This is a genomic window from Castellaniella denitrificans, assembly GCF_042653765.1.
Lineage (GTDB): Bacteria > Pseudomonadota > Gammaproteobacteria > Burkholderiales > Burkholderiaceae_B > Castellaniella > Castellaniella denitrificans.
Window position 1 is genome coordinate 983,862 of sequence record NZ_JBHSEZ010000001.1, and the last position, 22,194, is coordinate 1,006,055.

Here is a 22,194-nt window from a genome sequence, read left to right on the forward strand (position 1 = left end):
CGGTTCAGGCCGCGGGCGTCTCCGGCCCCTCCGGCCCCGCGGCCGCGCCGGCGGTCTCGACGCGGTTGCGGCCCCCGGCCTTGGCCCGATAGAGCGCCGCGTCGGCCCGGCCGACCAGGGTCTCGGCCCCATGGGCGTCGTCCAGGTCCATTTCCGCCACGCCGACGCTGATCGTGACCCGGCCCGACAGGCCATGCGCATGCGCGATGGCCAGCGCCTCGACGCGGGACCGGATCCGCTCCGCCATCCCTTGCGCCGCGTGGACGTCCAGGCCCGGCAGGATCACGGCGAATTCCTCGCCGCCGTAGCGGGCCGCCAGGTCGCCCGGACGGCGCACGGACTCGAGCAGGACGCGGGCGATCTGGCACAGCACGACGTCGCCCGCCGGATGCCCGTACTGGTCGTTGTAATGCTTGAACCAGTCCACATCGAGCATCAGCAGGCTCATCGGCCGCCGGTCCCGGCGGGACCGGTCGCCTTCCCGCGCCAGGACCTCGTCGAAATGGCGGCGGTTCGCCAGCCCGGTCAGGCCATCGGTCAGAGACAGGCCGACCAGGCGCTGATTGGCCTGGACGAGCGCCTGCGTGCGCTCGGCCACCTGGCGTTCGAGGTCCCGGGCATGGCTGCGCTGCCGGTCGGCCATGCGGTCCAGCGCATGCGCCAGGACGACGATCTCGCGCACCGGGCTGCGGACCGACGGGCTGAACCGGCCCCCGCCTTCGGCGAGCTCTTCCGCCCAGCGGCTGAGGGACAGCAGGGGGCGCGACAGCCACCAGGCCGCCAGCAGGGCGGCCGCGACTCCGACCACCCAGAAGCCCAGGATCAGCAGGCCGACGCGGTTCAGTGCCCGCTCGGCCGGTTCGGCGTAGCGGCTTTCCGGCAGCGCCAGGGCGATCGTCAGCATGGGGCCGTCCGGCAGCTGGATCGACTGCCAGCGGGCCGAATACCTGCGGCCCTCGAATTCCAGGGACTGCCGCCCCGTGACCCGCTCCGAATGCAGGATGCGCGCGCCCAGCAGGCGGATCTCGGGAGTGTCGCTCTGGTCCGCCAGCACCCGGCGGACCTGGCCGCCCTCCAGGTGATAGATCGGCTCGCCGCCGGAACTGGCCAGCAGCGCCCCGCCGGACTCCGCCAGGAAGGCGATGCCGCCGATCCGGACCATTTCCGCGCGCAGGAACCGGCTGATCTGGGACAAGGCCACGTCGGCCGTCAGCACGCCGGTCAGGCGGCCGGCCTGGTCGCGCAAGGCGACCGACATCCCCATACCCATGCCTTCGAAAATGCCGCCCGGGTCGTGGATGGCGTAGTGATAGGCCGGATACCAGCGCAGGCTGTCGGCCTGCAGGGCGGTCAGGAACCAGGGACGGACCCGGGCGTCATAATGGGGATTGCCGATGCCGGCCGACGTGCTGCGCCGGTTGTCGTCGTCCACCCGGTCGATGCGCAGCGCCCCGCCGCCGCCCGGGCCGGCCTCCAGGATGCGCAGGCCGCGCTCGGTGCCCGCCGGAGGGCGGCCCGCCGCCAGGTAGCCGCCATCGGCCGTGCCGATGGACAGCAGCGTCAGCAGGGGCTGCTGGCGCAATTGCAGCAGGAAGCTGCGCAGCAGGTCTTCCCGCCGGTCCAGGCCGACCAGCCCGCTCTTGAACTGGCCGGCGTTGAAGGTCGCGGCCGCGCGCGGCACTTCGAAGAAATCGACGACCTTGTCCCGGAGCTGGTCGGCCAGTTCGTCGACCTGCTGCCGTTCGAGGTCCTCGACCGCCTGGATCGAGACCGTGAACACCATCCAGCCCGCCAGGCCGACCATCAGCGGCATGGGCGCCAGGGTGGCGACCAGCAGCAGCGTGCGCAGGGACGCCAGTCCGTCCCGGACGAGGCACTCGCCGGCCCGCGGGCGCCACACGCCGCGGCGATACAGCACCGCCAGCAGCAGGATCAGCGTCACGGTGGCCCCTACCCCCCGGATCAGCCAGGCGCGCGCGGGATCGTAGGCCAGGCCGCTCTTGGGCGCGGCGGCCAGTTCCCAGACGGCGTCCGGCAGCGTGATCGTCGCCGGGACGTGCGGCCGGTCGAACAGCCCCATGTCGCCGAACAGGCCGTAGGCGGGCCGGTCTTCCTCGCGGCTGCGGATCGCCAGGTCGAAAGCGGCCTCCGGGCCGATCAGCCCGGCGCGGCGCAAGGTGTTTTCCAGGTCGACCGTCAAGGCCGTCATGCCGCGGTAGCCGTCGCCGCCCGCGCCGCCGGGCGCATCGAAGATCGGCGCGCGGAAGATCAGGCCGGTGCGTCCCGTCTGCACCAGGCGGGTGGATCCGTCGATCACGGGCACGCGGTGCCGGATCATGTAGGCGATCTTGGCCATGAACTGGGGCCGCAAGCTGTAGTCCAGGCCGATGACGGGCTCGTTGCCGGCGATCGGATAGACCTGCTCGATCCGCAGCTTGCGGACGAAGACGATGCTGCGGATGTCGGGCCGGGCCTGCGTCATGCCGGGTGCGATCGAGGCGAACGGACCCGCCTCGCCGCCGGGCGCGGCCGCCAACGCGGCGGCCAGGCGCCCGTTCAGGTCCTGCAGCGCCCGCAGGTCGTCCCGGAAGCGGACGACATGGTCTTCGAACTGCTGGCGGACACTGGCCATGACGCGCGCTTCGCTGCGGGAACGGTCGTAGCGTTCCGCGCCCAGTACGGCGGCGACGCCCAGGAGCAGCAGCAGGATCACGACGGACAACGTACGCTTCAACCCGGACCTCCGGCGCGCAAGCCTTTTTTCGGCAGTTTCGCATCTGCATACATTTCGCGCCACCAGGAAACAACCATGCTTCCCGCCCACGCCGCCCGGTCTGTGCAAACCCGGGCATCCGACTCTATGATGCTCGGCATGCGCATCCTGCTGATCGAAGACGAATCGGAACTGGCCTCGTGGCTCGCCCGCGGCCTGGCCCGCCATGGCGGGTTCATGGTCGACTGGGCCGACGACGCCGAACTGGCCGAACGCCGCCTGGCGGTCGAGGAATTCGACGCCATCATCCTCGACCTGGGGCTGCCCGGGATGGACGGCCACGAATTCCTGCGCCGCCTGCGCGGGCGCGACGACCGCTGCCCGGTGCTGGTGCTGACCGCGCGCGATTCGCTGTCCGAGCGCATCGGCACGCTGCACGAGGGCGCCGACGACTTCATGCACAAACCCTTCGCCATCGAGGAACTCGAAGCCCGGCTCAACGCCCTGATCCGGCGCAGCCGGGGCCGCGAGCATCCCCGCTGGGTCCTGGGCGACCTGGTGCTGGACATCGGCAGCCAGCGCTTCCTGCACGACGACGAGGCGCTGAACCTGTCGCCCCGGGAATACGCGACACTCAAGGTCCTGATGCAGAAGGCGGGGGAGCCGGTCGCCAAGCAGCAGATCCTGGAACGCATCAGCCCGGACGACACGGCGATCAACCTGGAAGCCATCGAGGTCCTGGTGCACCGGCTGCGCAAGAAGCTGGCCGGCACCGACGTGCAGATCGTCACGCTGCGCGGCATGGGCTACTGCCTGGAGCTGAACCGTGACGCGCCCGGCTGAGCGCCGGCCCGGCAGCCTCCGGTCCCTGCTGCTGTGGGTCCTGGTGCCGGCCCAGATCACGGTCCTGAGCCTGGCCCTGTGGTTTTCCAGCAGCCAATTGCACCAGCAGGTCGACCTGGCCTACGACCGGTCCCTGGCCGGCGCCCTGCGCGCCATCGACCACAACATCTCCACCGCCAGCGGCGGCCTGGCCGTGGAGCTGCCCTACCTGATGCTCGAATTCTTCGAACTGACCGCCAACGACTCGGTCTACTACCGGATCCTGACCGAGGACGGCCTGGCCGACATCGGCAATCAGGACCTGCCGCTGCCCGACGCGCGCCTGCCCACGAACACCCCGGTGTTCTACGACCGCGAATACCTGGGCGCCTCCATCCGCATCGCCGCCCTGGCCCGGCCCATGTCGCCGCCGCTCTACGGGCAGAAGGACGGCCGGGTCATCGTCATGGTGGGCGAGGACCGCGGCGGCCGGGACCGGGTGATCCGGGACATGATGGTCCGCAACATCGTGCGCGACCTGATCGAAGTGCTGGCCTCCACGGGCCTGATCGTCGTCGGCGTGCTGATCGGCCTGCGCCCGCTCACACGCCTGTACCGCAAGCTGAAAGGCCGCGCGCCCGACGATCTCAGCCCGATCTCCGCGCCGGAACTCCCCCGGGAAGTCCAGCCGCTGGTGGACGCCGTCAACCAGCACGTCGCCCGCCACGCCCGCCAGGCGCGCCGGCAGCGCCAGTTCCTGGACGACGCCTCGCACCAGCTGCGCACGCCGCTGGCCGTCCTTCACACCCAGCTGGACTACGCCTTGCGCGAATCCGACCCCGCCGAGGCGCGCGCCGCCCTGCTGGCCATGCGCGGAGGCCTGGATCAGGCGCAGCGCACGGCCGCGCAGATGCTGGCGCTCGCCCGCGCACGCGAAGCCGACACCCGCGTCAGCCCGCCACGCGCCGTGGCGCTCACACCCCTGGCCCAGGACGTCATCCGCCAGCTCTACAGCCTGGCGCGCCAGAAGCGGCAGACCATCGCCATGGAAGGCGGCGAACTCGGCGCCACGGTGGCCGGGATCGAATGGCTGCTGCGCGAGGCGCTCGTCAACCTGATGGACAACGCCATCAAGTACACGCCCGAGGGGGGCGCCATCACCCTGCGGATCGAGCGCACGCCCGAGCACGTCGTCCTGAGCGTGCGCGACACCGGCCCGGGCATGACCGAGACCGACATCCGCAAGGCGGGACGGCGTTTCCGCCGGGGGCAGGCCGGCAAACGCGGCCACGGCGCGGGCCTGGGCCTGGCCATCGTCCACACCATCATGCAGCGGCACGGCGGCGCCCTGCGCATCGAGCCCGCCGATCCGGGCGTCCGGGTCTCGCTCGTCTTCCCCGCCGATCAGGGTTTTCCCGAGAAATCATCCTTTTGAAAGGCGGCCGAAAGCTTGGCGGCCCTAAGGTGTCGCCAACACGCGCCACCCATTCCACCGGCGCGTTCCCCCATATCCGAGGAGACCCGCCATGAAATCCCGTACCCTGTCGCTGCTGCTGGGCGGCGCCCTGCTCTCCCTGGGCCTGGCGGCCCAGGCGGCTCCGACCAAACCCGAATGCATCGCGCCGGCCAACCCCGGCGGCGGCTTCGACCTGACCTGCCGCCTGGCCCAGGAAGGCCTGAAGGCCTCCGGCGCCCTGGCCGACCCGATGCGCATCGTCTACATGCCCGGCGGCATCGGCGCCGTGGCCTACAACCACGTGATCGCCCAGAAGCCGGACGACCCCAATTCCATCGTGGCCTTTTCCGGCGGTTCGCTGCTGAACCTGGCCCAGAAGAAGTTCGGCCGCTACAACGTCAACGACGTGCGCTGGCTGGCCGCCGTGGGCACCGACTACGGCGTGGCCGTGGTGCGCGACGACTCGCCGTACAAGAACCTGAAGGACCTGATGGCGGCCTTCAAGCAGGATCCGAGCAAGATCGTCCTGGGCGCCGGCGGCACCGTCGGCAGCCAGGACTGGATGAAGGCGGCCCTGACGGCGCGCGCGGCGGGCGTGGACTACCGCAAGATGCGCTTCGTGGCCTTCGAAGGCGGCGGCGACGCGATCACCGCCCTGCGCGGCGGCCACATCCAGGCCTACATGGGCGACGCGGCCGAGGCCTTCACCATGCTCGAAGGCGGCGCCCCGATCCGCGTCCTGGCCGTGTTCAGCGACGCACGCCTGCCGGGCAAGCTGTCCTCCGTGCCGACCGCCCAGGAAGAAGGCTTCGACATCCAGTGGCCCATCATCCGCGGCTTCTACGTCGGCCCGAAGGTCTCGGACGCCGACTACCAGTGGTGGGTGAATGCCTTCGACAAGACCCAGGCCGACGCGTCCTTCGCCGCCATCCGCGACAAGCAGGGCCTGTTCCCCTTCAACAAGTCGGGCGCCGAACTGGACAAGTACGTCAAGGAACGCGTCGCCGACTACGCCAAGCTGGCCAATGATTTCGGCCTGATCCGTCAATAAGCCAACGCCCGGACCCCGCCATGAGTGATCGCACCCTGGGCTTCTGCGCCCTGATCTTCGCCAGCCTGATGGCGTGGTTCGGCCACGACCTGCAGGCCCCCTTTTCCTATGAACCGGTGGGCCCGCGGGCCTTCCCGATGCTGATCGCCCTGATCATCGCCCTGTGCGGCGCCTGGCTGATGTTCAAGCATTGGCGCGACCGCCGCGCCGGGGAACCGATCGACTGGCCGCGTCTGCTGCTGATGGTGGTCTACATCTTCGGCTACGCCCTGCTCTTCGAGACCCTGGGCTTCATCATCGCCACCGCCATCGTCACCGTGCTGATCGGCCGCCTGTTCGGCGGCGCCTGGGGCAAGATGATCATCGGCGGCGTCGTGATGGGCGTGCTGTTCTTCCTGCTGTTCGACCGGGCGCTGGACGTCGTGCTGCCCCTGGGCCTCCTGGAGTTCCTGTCATGAGCCAGATATTCGACCATCTGAGCATCGGCTTCGATGTCGCCTTTTCCTGGATGAACCTGCTGGTCGCCGCCCTGGGCGCCTTCCTGGGCACCCTGGTCGGCGTGCTGCCGGGCCTGGGGCCGATCAACGGCGTGGCCATGCTCATCCCCATCGCCTACGCCCTCAACCTGCCCCCGGAAACCGCGCTGATCCTGCTGGCCGCCGTGTACGTGGGCGCCGAATACGGCGGGCGCATCAGCGCCATCCTGATCAACGTGCCGGGCGAAGCCAGCGCCATCATGACCACCCTGGACGGCTACCCGCTGTCGCGCAAGGGCCTGTCCAACGTCGCCCTGTCGCTGTCGGGCTGGTCGGCGTTCTGCGGCTCGCTGGTGGCCACCATCGGCGTGATTCTGCTCGCCCCCCTGCTGGCCCGCTGGGCCCTGGCCTTCGGGCCGGCCGAATACTTCGTGCTGATCGTCTTCGCCTTCTGCTGCCTGACCAGCCTGCTGGGCCGCCAGCCGGTCAAGGGCACGCTGTCGGCGATGCTGGGCCTGGCCATCGCCACGGTGGGCGTGGACGCCAATTCGGGGGTCTACCGCTACACCTTCGATTCCGTCCACCTGTTCGACGGCATCGACTTCGTGGTGGTGGTGATCGCGCTGTTCGCCATCGCCGAATTGCTGGAGCTGCTGGAATCCTCCATCCGCGGCGAATCCCCGGAGGTCCCGCCCAACGAGCGCAAGCTCTTCAACCTGAAGGAGCTGCTGTTCACGAAATGGACCGTGCTGCGCAGTTCCATCCTGGGCTTCTTCATCGGCGTACTGCCGGGCGCCGGCGCCAGCGTGGCGTCCGCCGTGGCCTACTCCAACGAAAAACGCTACCAGGAAGGCCGCGACCCCAATGCGTGCTTCGGCGAGGGCGACCTGCGCGGCGTGACCGCGCCGGAAGCCGCCTCCACCGCATCGGCCGTCGGCTCCTTCGTGCCCATGCTGACCCTGGGCGTGCCCGGCTCCGGGACCACGGCCGTGATGATGGGCGCGCTGACCCTGTACAACATCACCCCCGGCCCGGTGCTGTTCGACACCAAGCCGGAACTGGTCTGGGGCCTGGTCGCCTCGCTGTTCATCGCCAACGTGCTGCTGTTCCTGATGAACATCCCGATGGTGCGGGTCTTCTCGAAGGTCCTGTCGCTGCCGAACTGGCTGCTGGTCCCCGGCATCCTGTGCATCAGCTACATCGGGGTGTACGCGATCAACGCCGGCACCTTCGACCTGACCATGGCCGCCTTCCTGGGCCTGATCGGCTACCTGCTGCGCAAGGCCGGCGTGCCCATGGCGCCGATGGTGCTGGGGGTCGTGCTGGGCGACATGATGGAACAGAACCTGCGCCGCGCGCTGTCCATCACCAACGGCGAACTGCACATCCTGTGGGACAGCCCGATCGCCCTGGGCCTGTGGATCGTGTCGCTGCTCATCGTCGTCGTCCCGCCCCTGATGCGCTGGCGCCGTGCGAAGCGGCGCCAGAAGGGCGAAGCCGTCACGCCCGACCTCGTCGCCTCCGACGACTGAGAACCGGCCGCGCGCCCCGGTCCGATCTCACCACCAGTCCGGCGGGCCGCTGCGCAGCGGTCCCGCCGGCAGGTCCCAGCCCCAGCGGGCGCCCTCCACGCGGCAGGGCGCCCGCAGTCTTTGCGCGGGGCCCCACGCGGTCGGCTCGACCGCCGGGTCGTAGGCCGGGCCGGGCGCCGGCCCGAGGACGGGCGCATCCCGCGCCGGGGTCCCGGACGCGGCGTCGGCCGCTTCCTGCAGCAAACACGCCATCCGGGCCAACGACACGCGCCAGCCGCCGCCCAGGCCGGTTTCCCGGCGCAGCGACAGGCCGCGCAGCGCGCAGGCCGCCATCAGGTACCCCGCCGACTGGTCCAGCGCCTGGACCGGCAGGGGATCGGGCGCCGCGTCCTCGCCCGCCCAGGCGATGCCGGCGCTCATCTGCACCAGGCTGTCGAACCCCCGGCGCGCCCGCCAGGGTCCGGTCCAGCCCCAAGCGTCCAGGCAGACGTCCACCAGGCCGGGCCGGATGGCCTGGCGGGCCTCGGCGTCCAGCCCCAGCGCGTCCAGCGCGCCGGGCCGGTAGCCGTGGACCAGCACGTCGGCCCGGGCCAGCAGCCGCCGGAACCGCTCCAGCCCCTCGGGGCGGCGCAGGTCCAGGAAGGCGCAGCGCTTGCCCACGGTGACTTCGGGGATCATGCCCGGCTCGTCCCAATCCTCCGGGTCCAGGCGCAGGACCTGGGCGCCATAGGCGGCCAGAAAGCGCGTGGTCGCCGGGCCGGCCAGCACGCGGGTCAGGTCCAGCACGCGGATGCCCGCCAGCGGCCGTTCGGGGTTCGGGTCGTCCAGCCACCCGGCGTCCGGCGTCCCGGCCGATCCGGGCAGGCGGTGGACCAGCGGCTCCGACGCGACGGCGCGCCCCTGGGGATGGTCGCGCCAGGCCCCGGGCGCGCGCAGGGCGGCCGCGCAGCCGCCCCGATCCACGATGGCGTCTTCCAGCGCCCCGGCGGATTCGCGCCGGACCCGCTCGGCGACGACCGCGCGGCCGGCGTCGCCGGGCAGGCCCAGCGCCTCCAGCGCCCGACGGCGATGATGGGCCGCGTTGGCGTGCAGGCGGATCCAGCCGTCCCGCGCCGCGTAGTCGCCCGTGACGGCGTCGCGCACGTTCGGCCGTTCCCAGCCCAGCGGCCGGATGCTGAAGCCGAACCACCACGAGGCCAGTGCCCGGTCGAGCAGCACGGCCGGCGAATGGACGGGATCGATCCAGCGGGACAGCATGAGCGCCGCCGTCCCGATCCCGGCGCAAGCCAGGCCGGTGACGGGATAGCGCGAGGCCAGACTCCCTTCACCCGTGATCCGGGGCCCCTCGCCCGACCAGGGCTCATCCAGCGCCGCCCGCATTGCGCGCAGGAAAAATCCGGACGCGGAATCATCAAGTGTCATGGCATGCCTCCTGTGGGGTCGCGGCGGAGGGGTGCGGAATTAATCCAGATCAACGACTTGTCGTACCGACGCGGCATACAGTCGGATTGTCCCACGCTTTCTTTCTTATAGAGTCCCGGGCCATTCGATCCCGGGATCACGAATCGTATCAGCCGGCGAGACAGGCCGGCAGCAATACACGAAGGATTATGAGCCGTCCAAGTCTTGTCTCGGGGCCGGACCATCCCCCCCTGCGGACAGAAACCATCGGCCAGGCCCTGTCGCATGCAGCCCACGCCTGGCCCGACCAGGAAGCCCTGGTTTCAGCGCATCAGGGCATCCGCCTGAACTATGCCCAGTTGAACGAACGCGCCAGCCGGATCGCCGCGGGGCTGATGGCCCTGGGTCTGCGGCGCGGGGATCTGGTCGGCCTGTGGGCGCCGAATTGCGCCGAATGGCCCCTGGTCCAGTTCGCGGTCGCCCGGGCGGGCATGGTCCTGGTCAGCATCAATGTGGCCTATGGCGCCAGCGAACTGGAATTCATGCTGCGCGAGATCCCCTGCAAGGCCCTGATCGTGGCGAACCATGCCCGGTTCGGCGATCCCACCCGGGCCATCGAATCGCTGCTGCCGGAAACTCCCTCGAGCCCCGCCGGCCAGCTCTGGTCGCGGAATCTGCCGGCCCTGCGCCACCTGATCCGCATCGGCGCCACGGAACGCCCCGGCTGGCTGCCGTTTCACGAGCTGGGAACCCGGGCCGGCCCGGATGACCTGGCGGCGCTGGATGCGGCCGCATGCCGGATCGATTGCCATGATCCGGTGGTGATCCAGTTCACGAGCGGGGCCACCGGCCTGCCCAAGGGCGTCACCCTGTCGCATCACAACATTCTGAACAACGGTTATTACGTCGGCGAACGGGTCGGCCTGCGGTCGGGCGACCGGCTATGCATCCCGGTGCCGCTCTGGCATTGCTTCGGCATGGTCATGGGTAACCTGGGCTGCCTGACCCACGGCGCCGCCATGATCTATCCCGGCGACGCGTTCGATCCCCTGGCGGTGCTGGAATGCATCGCCCGGGAACGCTGCACCGGACTCTATGGCGTGCCATCCATGTTCGCGGCGCTGCTGGCCCACCCGGGCTTCGCCGGATTCGACCTGTCCAGCCTGCGCACCGGCTGCATGGCCGGCGCCCATTGTCCGGCGGACATCCTGGCCCAGGTCATGGATGTCATGCACATGCGCGACGTCACCATCGCCTATGGCATGACCGAGACCAGTCCGGTCAGCTTCCAGACGTCCGCCGGAGACCCGCCGGGCAACCGGATATCCACCATCGGCCGCCCGCTGCCCCACCTGGAATGCAAGGTCGTCGACGCCGACGGCGACATCGTGCCGAGCGGCATGCCGGGCGAGCTGTGCATCCGCGGCTATTCGGTGATGCTGGGCTATTGGGGCAACGAACAGAAAACCGCCGGGATCCTCGACGCGGACGGCTGGCTGCGCACAGGCGACCGGGTCGCCCTGGACGGCCAAGGCTATGGCCGGGTCATCGGCCGCTCGATGGAGGAAACCTGCCTCGAGATCACCGACGAGATCTCGCGCATGAGCGCCCAGGTGCACATCCTGCAGGCGGTCGCCCGGCGGGAACCCCTGGGCACCGTGCTGGACCTGATGTGCCGTTTCGTCGAAACCCGCCTGCCCGGCAGCCATTGCGCCGTGCTGGTCCTGAAGGCCGGGAAATCCCAGGTCGCCGAGATCATCGCCCCTTGGCTGCCCGAATCCCTCCGGGCCGGCCTGGCCAGCCGAGATGTGGCCGGCCTGCCCGGCCCCTGGCATGCCGCGATCCGGCAGCGCCAGGAAATCCTCGACCGTTGCCCGCCGGACCCGGCCGGGGACACCTCCTGCCATTCTCTCCAGGCGCCGGGGATGCGGACATGCTGGGCGCAGCCGTTGATCAATGCCGATGATCACGTCACCGGACTCGTCATCCTGATGCGCCCGGGCGACGACCCGCTGCACAGCCGCGAGCAGATGATGGGACGGATGGCGGCCGACCTGGCCATCATCGCCATCGACCAGACCCGGGCCCAGCAGCAATTGCGCGATCAGGCGCTGCACGACGACCTGACCGGCCTGCCCAATCGCCGTTACATGCGCGAATGGCTGGCCGGGCATGTGTTCACGGACACGCCCGATGCGCATCCCGGCATCCGGCGCGCGGCACTGCTGATCGACCTGGACGATTTCAAGCCGATCAACGATTCCCTGGGCCACAAGGCCGGGGATTACGTGCTGCGGGTGATCGCGCGGCGGATCGTGGATGCCCTGCGCCCGCACGATATCGTGGCCCGCCTGGGCGGCGACGAATTTTCCGTGGTGCTCGACGGCATCGACGGCCGGGATTTCGTCCAGGCCTGCGCGCGGCGACTGGTCGAGCGGATCGCCGCGCCGATCGACATCCGCGGCGAGGCGATGCCCGAGGTCCATGTGCGCTGCAGCATCGGCATCGTGCTCCACCCCGGGGACAGCACGTCGGCGATCCAGTTCTTCGCCCGGGCCGACGAGGCCATGTACGCCGCCAAGGCGGCGGGCAAGAGCTGCTACCGGTTCTGGCGCGACATCCCCGGCAACGAATAGCAGGCCGGCACGCCATGCGGTCTTCCGTTCGCTGAGGCGCACCTGCCGGGCGCAGTTTTCAGGCGGATGCCCCGATGCCCCGAAACCAGGGCTTCCCGGCTTCCATTCAATCCATCCTGTAGATCGCCCGGTGCTCGCGGATCGCGTAGCGGTCCGTCATGCCGGCGATGTAGTCCGCGATCGCCCGCGCCTGCTCCACCGGATCGTCGCGCCGGTATTCGTCCGCCAGCAGCCGGGGATCGTCCAGGAACGCCTGGAACAGTTCGCGCACCACGCGCCGGGCCTTGCCCGTCATGCGCATGACCTGGAAATGCCGGTACAGGTTCTTCAGCAGGAACTGCTTGAGGGCGTCGGCCTGGGCGCGGATCTCGTCGGAGAAGGCCGCCAGCGGCGGGCCGGCCCGGACCTCGTCCGCCGACCGCGGCCGCAGCCGGGCGATGCGGTCCGCCGTGGTGCGCGTCAGGTCGAGCACCAGGGTGTTGATCATCGCGCGGATGACCTCGGACACCAGCCGCTTGGGCTCGGCGTCCGGGTGGCGGCGCAGGACCTGCTCGTGATGCGCGGCGAAGATGTCCAGGTGCAGCAGTTGCGGCACCGTGATCAGGCCCGAGCGCAGGCCGTCGTCCACGTCGTGGTTGTTGTAGGCGATCTCGTCGGCCAGGTTGGTCAGCTGCGCTTCCAGGGACGGCTGGGTGCCGTCCAGGAAACGCGCGCCGACCTCGCCCAGCCGCCGCGCATGGGCGCGCGAACAATGCTTGAGAATGCCCTCGCGTGTCTCGAAGCACAGGTTCAGGCCGTTGAAGGCCGCGTAGCGTTCCTCGAGTTCGTCGACCACCCGCAGGCTCTGGAGGTTGTGCTCGAAGCCCCCGGCCTCGGGCGCCAGTTCGCGCAGGCAGGCGTTGAGCTCGTCCTGGCCCGCGTGGCCGAAGGGCGTGTGGCCCAGGTCGTGAGCCAGGGCGATGGCCTCGGTCAGGTCCTCGTTCGCCCCCAGGTTGCGCGCCAGCGTGCGCGCGATCTGCGCGACCTCGACGCTGTGCGTGAGACGGGTGCGGAACAGGTCGCCCTCGTGGTTGAGGAAGACCTGGGTCTTGTATTCCAGCCGGCGGAAGGCGGAGCAATGGACGATGCGGTCGCGGTCGCGCTGGAAACCGGTGCGGCCGTCGGGCGGCGGCTCGGGATGGCGGCGTCCCCGGGAAGCGTCCGGGCGGCAGGCGTAGGGGGCCGGACCGATCTGATTGTTCATGCCTTCGCGACTCCTGTCGACCGGTATGGAAGGGACCTAGGATCCGGCGGCGCCCGGCAGCAGCGGACGCACCTGGTCGTCGTCGACCGCCCGGACCTCGGCCCGCCCCAGGGCCGGCAGCAGCACGTAGCGGATCCGCCGGCCTTCGTTCTTCTTGTCCACCCGCATCAGGTCCAGCCAGCGCCCGGCGCCCAGGCCGGGGGGATCGACCGGGCAGCCGATGGCCCGCACCAGCGCCCGGATGCGGTCCACGGCGCCGGCGTCCAGCCCGCAGACCCGGGCGGACAGTTCCGCCGCCATGACCATGCCGCAGCCCACGGCCTCGCCGTGCAGCCACCGGCCGTAGCCCAGGCCGGATTCGATGGCGTGGCCGAACGTGTGGCCGAAGTTCAGGATGGCGCGCAGGCCGGACTCGCGTTCGTCCTGGGACACGACCCAGGCCTTGATCTCGCAGGAACGGCGCACGGCGTGCCGGATGGCCTCGCCGTCGAGCGCGCGCAGGGCGTCGACGTGGGCCTCGCACCAGTCGAAGAATTCCGCGTCGGCGATCATGCCGTACTTGACGATCTCGGCCAGGCCGGCGGAGATTTCCCGGGCCGGCAGCGTCGCCAGGACCCCGGGATCGATCTCCACGGCCAGGGGCTGGTAGAACGCCCCGATCATGTTCTTGCCGCGCGGATGGTTGATGGCCGTCTTGCCGCCCACCGAGGAATCCACCTGGGCCAGCAGCGTGGTGGGCACCTGGACGAAGCGGATGCCGCGCATGTAGCACGAGGCCGCGAAGCCGCAGACGTCGCCCACCACCCCGCCGCCCAGGGCCACCAGCACGGCCTTGCGGTCCAGGGCCGCCGCCAGCAGCGCGTCGAAGATGCGATCCAGGGATTCCCAGGTCTTGTACTGCTCGCCGTCGGGCAGTTCGATGACCAGCAGCGGCTTGCCGGTGGCTTCCAGGGCCGCGCGCAGCCGCTCGCCATACAGGGCGCCCACCGTCGTGTTGGTGACCACGGCGATCGCCGTGGCGTCGGCCGGGATGCTGTCCGCGGCGGCGTCCAGCCGCCCCGCGCCGATGTGGATGGGATAGCGCCCGCCGGGCGTCTCGACCTGGACTGTGTGCATGGGTTCCTAGTCTAAGTGGTGTGGGCCTGGACCGCCGCCTGGACCAGCGGCAGCAGGTTGCGCAGCACCTGGGAGATCGGCAGGTCGCCCGTGTCCAGCGTGACTTCGGCCACGCTTTCGTACAGCGGCTCGCGCCGGGCGAGCAGGTCGACGATGCGCTGGCGCGGATCGGCGGTGCGCAGCAGCGGCCGGTTGCGGTCCCGGGACACGCGCCGGTAGAGTTCGTCGGCGCCGGCCCGCAGGTAGACGACGCAGCCGCGCTCGCTCAGCATGCGGCGATTGGCCTCGGCCAGCACGGCGCCGCCGCCCGTCGCCAGGACCAGGCCGGACCGGCGCGTGTATTCGTCCAGCGTGGCCGTCTCGCGGCGGCGGAAGCCTTCCTCGCCCTCGATGTCGAAGATGGTGGCGATGCGCACCCCGCAGCGCGCCTCGATGGCATGGTCCAGGTCGACGAATTCGCGCCCCAGCGCCGCCGCCAGCTGGCGGCCGAGCGTGGTCTTGCCCACCCCCATCATGCCGACCAGGAAAATCGGCCGCGCGCCGTCCGGCCCCGCGGGGGGAATCCGGGTCGGATCGGTGGCGCATTCCATCGTCATGGCGGGGTATCGGGCTGTTCGTTTGCGTGTATTATCGCATCAGCTGGCTGTCCCGCCCGGCCACTCGGCCCGCCCTCCCGCGCGCCGTCCGCGCATCATCCTGTTACACAGACCCCGTCCCCGTCTCCAGGCCCGATCCGGCCAGGGCTTACAATCGCCTCTGATGAAATCCACCAATACCTCTTCCAAGCAGAAGGCCCCGGCGGCCCGCTCCTGGTTCACGCGGTTGGTCCTCAAGGCGATCGTGCTTTTCGCCGGCCTGGGCCTGTGCGGGGCGCTGCTCATGAGCCTGGCGCTGGCGCTGGCCTGGCCGAATCTGCCGGACCTGACGGCGATGATCGACTACCGGCCCCGCGTGCCGCTGCGCATCTACACCGCCGACAAGGTCCTGATCGGCGAATTCGGCGAAGAACGCCGCAACGTCCTGCGGTTCGACGAAATCCCGGACGTCATGAAATCCGCCATCCTCGCGGCCGAGGACGACCGCTTCTACCAGCACGGCGGGATCGACTGGACGGGGGTGCTGCGCGCCGCCCTGGCCAACACCATCCACATGTCCAAGACCCAGGGCGCCAGCACCATCACCATGCAGGTGGCGCGCAATTTCTACCTGTCGTCGGAAAAGACCTACACGCGCAAATTCTACGAACTGCTGCTGACCTTCAAGATCGAGGCCACCCTGACCAAGGATCAGATCCTCGATCTCTACATGAACCAGATCTTCCTGGGCCACCGGGCCTACGGCTTCGCCGCCGCCAGCCGCACCTACTTCGGCAAGCCGCTGTCCGAGATCACCCCGGCCGAGGCCGCCATGCTGGCCGGCATCCCCAAGGCCCCGTCGCGCTTCAACCCGATCTCCAATTTCGAGCGCGCCAAGTCGCGCCAGGCCTACGTCCTCGGCCGCATGCGCAGCCTGGGCTACCTGACCGACGCCGAATACCAGCGGGCGATGGACCAGGCCATCGTGATCCGCTCGGCGGCCAATTCCCCCGGCGGGCGCTACGGCGTGCACGGCGACTACCCGGCGGAACTGGCCCGCCAGCTGCTGTACGGCGTCTACCAGGACGACATCTATTCGCGCGGCTTCAACGTCTACACCACCATCGACTCCAAGGGCCAGGAAGCCGCCTACCAGGCCGTGCGCGAAGGCATCCTGGACTACACCCGCCGCGCGCCCTACACCGGCCCCGAGGAAAACATCGACCTGCCCAAGGGCATCGAATCCGACCCCGAGGCGCTCAACGACCTGATCGACGACCAGCAGGAAAAGCACCCCGACAACGGCGACCTGCTCATCGGCATCGTCCTGTCGGCCAGCCCCACCGAGGTCCGGGTCGCGCGCAGCGCCAGCCAGATCATCGACATCACCGACAAGCGCGCCCTGCGCGTGGTGGCGCGCGGCCTGGCCGCCAACGCCAAGGAATCCGTGCGCATCCAGCGCGGCTCGGTCGTCTACGTGCACCAGACGCCGGACTACTGGGAACTGATCAACAAGCCCTCCATCCAGGCCGCCCTGGTCTCGCTGAGCGCCCAGGACGGGGCCATCCGGGCCATGGTGGGCGGCTTCGATTTCGACGAGGGCAAGTTCAACCGCGTCACCCAGGCCTGGCGCCAGCCGGGCTCGTCCTTCAAGCCCTTCATCTACGCCTCCGCCCTGGAGCGCGGCCTGACGCCGGCCACGCAGATCTCGGACGAACCCTTCTCCCTGACGGCGGAGCAGACCGGCTCCAAGGCCTGGAACCCGAAGAACTACGGCCGCTCCTACGAGCCCATGCTGACCATGCGCCAGGGCCTGTACAAGTCCAAGAACATGGTCTCGATCCGCATCATGCAGGCCGTGGGTCCCCAGTACGTGCAGGACTACGTCACCCGCTTCGGCTTCGACCGTTCGCGCCAGCCGGCCGTGCTGCCGCTGGCCCTGGGCGCCGGCAGCGTGACGCCGCTGCAGCTGGCCGGCGGCTACGCGGTCTTCGCCAACGGCGGCTACCGCGTGCCGCCCTACCTGATCGATTACGTCACCGACAGCACCGGCAAGGTCATCATGCGTTCGCGCCCGACCGTGGCCGGCGACACGCTGGCGCGGGTGATCGACCCGCGCACCGCCTACGTCATGGACGACATGCTGCGCGGCGTCGCCACCTACGGCACCGGCGCGCGCGCCCACCGCGAACTCAAGCGCAACGACATCGGCGGCAAGACCGGCACCACGAACGACTCCCAGGACGCCTGGTTCGCCGGCTTCACCCCGAAACTGGTCGCCGTGGCCTGGATGGGCTTCGACCAGCCCAGGTCCATGGGCCAGGGCGAAACCGGCGGCGGCGCCGCCCTGCCCATCTGGGCGGACTACATGCGCGCCGCCCTGGCCGGCCAGCCGGAAATCCCGCCCGGCCCCATGCCCAGCGGCCTGACGCGCACCGACGGCGACTTCTATTTCTCCGAATTCCCGCCGGGCACGGCCATCGCCCGCGTGGGCCTGCCCGCGCCGGGCGATCCGGTGCCCGGCGCGCCCGCCGACGGACTGGACGGCATCGGCACGCTGCTGGACCAGCTGCACGACGACTCCCATTCCGATTCCGACTCCGGCGGCGCCATCCCCCAACCCGTCCGCGTGCCCTTCTGATGACGACCCATTTCCCGTTCCCGAACGCCGCGCGCCTCCTGGCCGGCGCCGGCCTGGCCCTCGCGCTGGCCGGCTGCGGCATGAAAGGCAACCTGCGCCTGCCCGACCCGCCGCCGGCCGACGCCGCGCTGGCGGCTCCGCCGTCCTTCTCTCCGGTGCCCGCGCCGGACTCACCACGCCCCGCTTCGCAACCCTGACCTTCATGACCGCAGATCCCCAGTTCCCCCTCCGGGATGGCATCCTGCATGCCGAAGACATCCCGCTGCCCGAACTCGCCGACCGCTACGGCACCCCCCTGTACGTCTATTCCCGCGCGGCGCTGCGCGCCGCCTGGCACCGTTACGAGCGGGCCATCGCCGGGCACGACGCGCTGATCTGCTACGGGGTCAAGGCCAATTCCAACCTGGCCGTCCTGCACGAATTCCAGCGCCTGGGCGCCGGATTCGACATCGTCTCGGGCGGCGAACTCGAACGCATCCTCGCGGCGGGCGCCAGCCCCGATCGCGTCGTGTTCTCCGGCGTGGGCAAGCAGGGCTGGGAAATCCGCAAGGCGCTGGCCGCCGGGATCAAGTGCTTCAACGTCGAGTCGGCCGCCGAGCTCGAACGCCTGGCCGACATCGCCCAGGAACTCGGCGTGCGCGCCCCGGTGTCCCTGCGCGTCAATCCCGACGTCGACGCGCGCACCCACCCCTACATCTCCACCGGCCTGAAGGAAAACAAGTTCGGCGTCGACATCCGCCAGGCGCCCGAGCTGTACCGCCAGGCGCTGCAGCACCCCGGGCTGGAAATCGTCGGGGTGGACTGCCACATCGGCTCCCAGATCACCCAGATCGCCCCTTACCTGGACGCGCTCGACAAGCTGCTGGACCTGATCGACGCCCTGGCGGCCGACGGCATCGCCCTGAGGCACCTGGACCTGGGCGGCGGCCTGGGCATCCGCTACACCGACGAGACCCCGCCCGACCCGGCCGAACTGCTGGAGCCGGTCTTCGCCGCGCTGAAGGCCCGGGGGCTGGACCACCTGCAGCTCATCCTGGAACCTGGCCGGTCGCTGGTCGGCAACGCGGGCGTGCTGCTGACCCGGGTCGAATACCTCAAGCGGACCGAGGCGCGCAATTTCGCCATCGTGGATGCCGCCATGAACGACCTGATGCGTCCGGCCCTGTATGAAGCCTGGCACGGGGTCGTCCCGGTCGCCCCGCGCGCCGGCACCCCCGTCGAAACCTACGACGTCGTCGGGCCGATCTGCGAAAGCGGCGACTGGCTGGCGCGCGGCCGCGCGCTGCCCCTGGAACAGGGCGACCTGCTGGCCATCCAGTCCGCCGGCGCCTACGCCTTCTCCATGGCCAGCCAATACAACTCCCGCCCCCGGGCCGCGGAAGTCCTGGTGGACGGCCAGGACTCCTGGCTGATCCGCCCCCGCGAAACCATCCAGGAACTGTACGCCCAGGAGCGAATTCCTCACCGGCCCTAAACTTCTACGTCATCCGGACGTCAATCGCCCATAGCCCCGGTTTGTGCATCACGAAACCGATCTGTTGTCCCACCTCCCCGTTTCATGGCGATCAAGACGCTTCTTTCACGCCCGTCCGGTCCACCCACCCACTCCGCCGCCGGGCGCGTCTGGTCGTTCTTGCTGTACGCCGGCATCCCCATCCTGATCGGCCTGGGGCTGATCGCCTCCCTGCTGCTGCAGCCGCGCTACACCGACTCCACCGGCCAGCCGCTGACGGCCCGTTTTCTGCACGCCGACACCCGGCTCGATCCGGAACAGGCGCTGGCGCAGCTCCAGCATCGCCCCACCCGGCTCACCGAATCCGCGCCGGCCGGGCCCGTATGGCTGCTGGCCGACCTGCCGACCGGCCGCGGCGCCGCCCCGTCCGGCCGGTTCGCCCTGCTGGTGCCGACCCATCCAGCCGACCCGCCCGAGTGCTGGCTGGTCCATGGCCGGCCCGACGGCGCCGACCCGGCCGCCGCGGCGCCCCTGGAAACGGCCGACGTCCGGAACGGGCTGCTCGGGCAGCAGGTGCGGCTGCCGAACGCCTCGACGGCCGACCAGGCCCTGTGCCGGCTCGACCTGTCCATCCCCGCCCGGCTCTCCATCGAGCAATGGCGGCGCCAGGAGCTGTCCGACACCACGGCGCACACCGCCCAGGCCATCGGTCTGCTGGAAGGCGGACTGCTGACACTGGCGGCCTTCCTGATCGTCATTTCCCTGACCATGCGCGAGCAGCCCTACACGGTGCTGGCCTGCTGGATCCTCTGCAACCTGCGCCTGGGCGCCTGGGCGCTGGGCTGGGATCACCAGTTCCTGGGCGCCATCATCCCGCCCGATCCCCTGGTCTGGGTCCGCAAGCTGACCGTCCTGGCCTACTACGTCCTGACGATCCAGCTGTTCACCACGCTGTTCCAGCCCAGCCTGGACGCCACCACGGCGCGCCGCCTGCGCCTGGTCGGCCGATCGAGCGCGGCCTGCCTGCTGCTGGCCCTGCTGATGCTGCCCTACGACTGGTTCCAGCTCACGACCTTCCTGACCGCCTGGCTGGCGACGGCCCTGGTCACGGTCACCCTGATCCACGGCCTGTTCCGCTTCAACACGCGCTCCCAGCTCTGGCACACGATCGGCGTCTGCCTGGCCCTGGCGGTCCTGCTGACGGGCCTGGTCCTGATCGGCCTGGGCCGCTCGAACCTGATCGCCCCCTTTCCGGGCACGATCGCGCTGCTGCTCTGCAACCTGCTGATCGCCCTGGCGGCCGCCGACAAGATGCGCGAAGACCGGCAACTGCGCCTGCGCCAGCGCAACGACCTGATCGCCCGCGACACGCTCACGCCGCTGGGCCTGTTCACGCTGGGCGCCACCCGGCATTTCGAGCACCTGAATCCGAACGCGCGCGACATCCTCGACATCGCCCCGGAGGCGGACCTGCACGCGCTCGCCTGGAGCGACTTCTTCCCCAAGGTCGACTGGCTGGCCATCTCCGTGGCCACGGAGCAGGGCCGCGACACCGAGATCCAGCGCATCCAGTCCTCGCCGGACACGCCAGCCCGCAACTTCCTGCTGCGCGCCACGCTGGTGGGCAGCCGCATCGAAGGCTCCCTGCAGGACATCAGCGCCCGCACCGAAACCATCCGCAAGCTGCGCCTGATGGCCGACAACGATCCCCTGACCGACACGCTCAACCGCCGCGGGATCGAGAAAACCATGCAGACGGCGATCGAGAACCTGCAGCAGACCAACACGCCCTGCGCCCTGGCCTTCCTGGATCTGGACCACCTCAAGCGCGTCAACGACCTGTTCGGCCATTCGACCGGCGACACGCTGCTGCAGATGGTCTGCGAGCGGCTGAAATACTCGCTGTCCGAGGACCAGCCCCTGGGCCGCATCGGCAACGACGAGTTCATCATCCTGTTCCCGGGCATGCGGGCCGGCGAGGCCCGCCGCGCGGCCCAGGACATGATCGAAAGCCTGAACGGCTCGGCCCTGTACGTCGGGGAACGGGCCTTCCAGCTCAAGAGCGCCATGGGGCTGATCGACATCGACCGCAACATGACCCCCAAGGACGCCATCGCCGCCGCCAGCCGCGCCTGCCGCGACGCCCGCAAGCAGCACCAGGACGTCGTCCTGTACGAGGAGAACGCCCGCGAGCTGTTCGACCACATCGACGAGATGCACCTGTTCGAGCAACTGGAAAGCACCGGCACGTCCGAGGACATCTTCCTGGAGATGCAGCCCATCATGTCGCTGCGCCATCCCCTGCAGACCCTCAACTTCGAGGCGCTGCTGCGGGTGCGCAACACTGGCGCGCGCCCGCTCCAGACCGGCAAGATCATCCAGGCGGCTGAAGACAGCGGCATGGTCACCGCCATCGACAAATGGGTGTTCACGACCCTGCTCGAATGGATGTCCAAGCACCACCTGAAGCTCGGCCAGACCCGCCAGGTCAACGTCAACCTCAGCGGAGTCTCGCTGAACGACGACCGCTTCATCAACGTCCTGTTCGGCATCCTGAACCAGCAGCCGCAATTCACCCGGCGCCTGTGCGTGGAAATCACCGAGGGCGTGGCCCTGCAGGACCTGGAGCGCACCCGCCAGTTCATGCGGCGGCTGCAGCGCATGGGCGCCCGCGTGGCCCTGGACGACTTCGGCGCCGGCTACACCTCGTTCTCCTATCTGAAGGAGCTGCCGGCCGACATGATCAAGATCGACGGCACCCTGATCCGCGACATGCTGGCGAGCGAGGCCAACATCGCCATCGTCAACAGCATCGTGGACCTGGCCCACAACCTGGGCATGGAGTGCATCGCCGAATGGGTCGAGGACGTCGCCACCCTGCGCGCGCTGGCCGACATGGGCGTGGACTACGTCCAGGGCTACGTGATTTCGGGATCGCGTCCCCCGCTGGACATCCTGGCCTGCGACAACATCCTGCCGCTGGTCGGGGACCCGGCCGCCCGCGCCTACATCGAGGAAATCAGCGGGCGGCGCCTGTCGTAGGGGCCGCCGGCGGGAACCGGACGGATCGGGCCGCCGC

At 69.9% G+C, this 22,194-nt stretch carries 15 protein-coding genes; 10 read left to right on the top strand and 5 right to left on the bottom strand.

The features are described from left to right. Positions 1-4: 4 nt before the first annotated feature. Positions 5-2,734, bottom strand: coding sequence for a diguanylate cyclase (locus ACFO27_RS04625; RefSeq protein ID WP_376816221.1), 2,730 nt, complete (start codon positions 2,732-2,734; stop codon positions 5-7). A 138-nt stretch (positions 2,735-2,872) separates the two neighbouring features. Here ACFO27_RS04625 and ACFO27_RS04630 point away from each other — a divergent pair, with 138 nt between their 5' ends. The 5 genes from ACFO27_RS04630 to ACFO27_RS04650 all read left to right on the top strand — a co-directional run bounded on the left by ACFO27_RS04630 (position 2,873) and on the right by ACFO27_RS04650 (position 8,050). Beyond that, the gene (locus ACFO27_RS04630; RefSeq protein ID WP_376816222.1) at positions 2,873-3,556 is read left to right on the top strand and encodes a response regulator; all 684 of its coding nucleotides are present in this window, start codon (positions 2,873-2,875) and stop codon (positions 3,554-3,556) included. 25 nt (positions 3,557-3,581) lie between these two features. Further along, positions 3,582-4,970 carry a sensor histidine kinase gene (locus tag ACFO27_RS04635; RefSeq protein ID WP_376816412.1) on the top strand — a complete coding sequence of 463 codons (1,389 nt, stop codon included), beginning with the start codon at positions 3,582-3,584 and terminating at the stop codon, positions 4,968-4,970. Between the two features lie 91 nt (positions 4,971-5,061). Next, positions 5,062-6,042, top strand: coding sequence for a Bug family tripartite tricarboxylate transporter substrate binding protein (locus tag ACFO27_RS04640; protein ID WP_376816223.1), 981 nt, complete (start codon positions 5,062-5,064; stop codon positions 6,040-6,042). Positions 6,043-6,062: 20 nt separating this feature from the next. Next, complete coding sequence (locus tag ACFO27_RS04645) at positions 6,063-6,500, top strand: tripartite tricarboxylate transporter TctB family protein (RefSeq protein ID WP_376816224.1); 438 nt, start codon at positions 6,063-6,065, stop codon at positions 6,498-6,500. After that, complete coding sequence (locus ACFO27_RS04650; RefSeq protein WP_376816225.1) at positions 6,497-8,050, top strand: tripartite tricarboxylate transporter permease; 1,554 nt, start codon at positions 6,497-6,499, stop codon at positions 8,048-8,050. Before ACFO27_RS04645 ends, ACFO27_RS04650 begins: the two co-directional genes overlap by 4 nt. A gap of 27 nt (positions 8,051-8,077) precedes the next feature. On the opposite strand, the gene ACFO27_RS04655 is transcribed toward ACFO27_RS04650, so the two are convergent. Further along, positions 8,078-9,472 carry a CoA transferase gene (locus ACFO27_RS04655; protein WP_376816226.1) on the bottom strand — a complete coding sequence of 465 codons (1,395 nt, stop codon included), beginning with the start codon at positions 9,470-9,472 and terminating at the stop codon, positions 8,078-8,080. Between the two features lie 188 nt (positions 9,473-9,660). Here ACFO27_RS04655 and ACFO27_RS04660 point away from each other — a divergent pair, with 188 nt between their 5' ends. Continuing rightward, complete coding sequence (locus ACFO27_RS04660; RefSeq protein WP_376816227.1) at positions 9,661-12,087, top strand: AMP-binding protein; 2,427 nt, start codon at positions 9,661-9,663, stop codon at positions 12,085-12,087. Positions 12,088-12,193: 106 nt separating this feature from the next. Here ACFO27_RS04660 and ACFO27_RS04665 read toward each other — a convergent pair whose 3' ends face one another. The 3 genes from ACFO27_RS04665 to ACFO27_RS04675 are packed head-to-tail and all read right to left on the bottom strand — an operon-like array spanning position 12,194 to position 15,036. Continuing rightward, complete coding sequence (locus ACFO27_RS04665) at positions 12,194-13,330, bottom strand: deoxyguanosinetriphosphate triphosphohydrolase (protein WP_376816228.1); 1,137 nt, start codon at positions 13,328-13,330, stop codon at positions 12,194-12,196. Between the two features lie 36 nt (positions 13,331-13,366). Further along, positions 13,367-14,446, bottom strand: coding sequence for a 3-dehydroquinate synthase (gene aroB, locus ACFO27_RS04670; RefSeq protein WP_376816229.1), 1,080 nt, complete (start codon positions 14,444-14,446; stop codon positions 13,367-13,369). 11 nt (positions 14,447-14,457) lie between these two features. Then, positions 14,458-15,036, bottom strand: a complete 579-nt coding sequence (locus ACFO27_RS04675; RefSeq protein WP_376816413.1) for a shikimate kinase — start codon at positions 15,034-15,036, stop codon at positions 14,458-14,460. A gap of 169 nt (positions 15,037-15,205) precedes the next feature. Between ACFO27_RS04675 and ACFO27_RS04680 the strand changes: the two genes are divergently transcribed. The 4 genes from ACFO27_RS04680 to ACFO27_RS04695 all read left to right on the top strand — a co-directional run bounded on the left by ACFO27_RS04680 (position 15,206) and on the right by ACFO27_RS04695 (position 22,157). Continuing rightward, entirely contained in the window at positions 15,206-17,662 is a 2,457-nt protein-coding gene (locus ACFO27_RS04680; RefSeq protein ID WP_376816230.1) for a penicillin-binding protein 1A, read from the top strand. Beyond that, on the top strand, positions 17,662-17,859 hold the full coding sequence (lptM, locus tag ACFO27_RS04685) for an LPS translocon maturation chaperone LptM (RefSeq protein WP_376816231.1): 198 nt from the start codon (positions 17,662-17,664) through the stop codon (positions 17,857-17,859). The genes ACFO27_RS04680 and lptM overlap by 1 nt, the downstream gene beginning before the upstream one ends. 5 nt (positions 17,860-17,864) lie before the next feature. Continuing rightward, positions 17,865-19,136, top strand: a complete 1,272-nt coding sequence (lysA, locus tag ACFO27_RS04690) for a diaminopimelate decarboxylase (RefSeq protein WP_376816232.1) — start codon at positions 17,865-17,867, stop codon at positions 19,134-19,136. Between the two features lie 84 nt (positions 19,137-19,220). Next, on the top strand, positions 19,221-22,157 hold the full coding sequence (locus ACFO27_RS04695; protein ID WP_376816233.1) for a putative bifunctional diguanylate cyclase/phosphodiesterase: 2,937 nt from the start codon (positions 19,221-19,223) through the stop codon (positions 22,155-22,157). Positions 22,158-22,194: the final 37 nt, after the last annotated feature.

What these genes read in the sequence shown, in the direction of transcription:
- ACFO27_RS04630 (WP_376816222.1), top strand. Translation starts at nt 2,873, where the DNA reads ATGCGCATCCTGCTGATCGAAGACGAATCGGAACTGGCCTCGTGGCTC.
- ACFO27_RS04640 (WP_376816223.1), top strand. Translation starts at nt 5,062, where the DNA reads ATGAAATCCCGTACCCTGTCGCTGCTGCTGGGCGGCGCCCTGCTCTCC.
- ACFO27_RS04645 (WP_376816224.1), top strand. Translation starts at nt 6,063, where the DNA reads ATGAGTGATCGCACCCTGGGCTTCTGCGCCCTGATCTTCGCCAGCCTG.
- ACFO27_RS04650 (WP_376816225.1), top strand. Translation starts at nt 6,497, where the DNA reads ATGAGCCAGATATTCGACCATCTGAGCATCGGCTTCGATGTCGCCTTT.
- ACFO27_RS04655 (WP_376816226.1), bottom strand. Translation starts at nt 9,472, where the DNA reads ATGACACTTGATGATTCCGCGTCCGGATTTTTCCTGCGCGCAATGCGG.
- ACFO27_RS04660 (WP_376816227.1), top strand. Translation starts at nt 9,661, where the DNA reads ATGAGCCGTCCAAGTCTTGTCTCGGGGCCGGACCATCCCCCCCTGCGG.
- ACFO27_RS04665 (WP_376816228.1), bottom strand. Translation starts at nt 13,330, where the DNA reads ATGAACAATCAGATCGGTCCGGCCCCCTACGCCTGCCGCCCGGACGCT.
- aroB (WP_376816229.1), bottom strand. Translation starts at nt 14,446, where the DNA reads ATGCACACAGTCCAGGTCGAGACGCCCGGCGGGCGCTATCCCATCCAC.
- ACFO27_RS04675 (WP_376816413.1), bottom strand. Translation starts at nt 15,036, where the DNA reads ATGGAATGCGCCACCGATCCGACCCGGATTCCCCCCGCGGGGCCGGAC.
- ACFO27_RS04680 (WP_376816230.1), top strand. Translation starts at nt 15,206, where the DNA reads ATGAAATCCACCAATACCTCTTCCAAGCAGAAGGCCCCGGCGGCCCGC.
- lptM (WP_376816231.1), top strand. Translation starts at nt 17,662, where the DNA reads ATGACGACCCATTTCCCGTTCCCGAACGCCGCGCGCCTCCTGGCCGGC.
- lysA (WP_376816232.1), top strand. Translation starts at nt 17,865, where the DNA reads ATGACCGCAGATCCCCAGTTCCCCCTCCGGGATGGCATCCTGCATGCC.
- ACFO27_RS04695 (WP_376816233.1), top strand. Translation starts at nt 19,221, where the DNA reads ATGGCGATCAAGACGCTTCTTTCACGCCCGTCCGGTCCACCCACCCAC.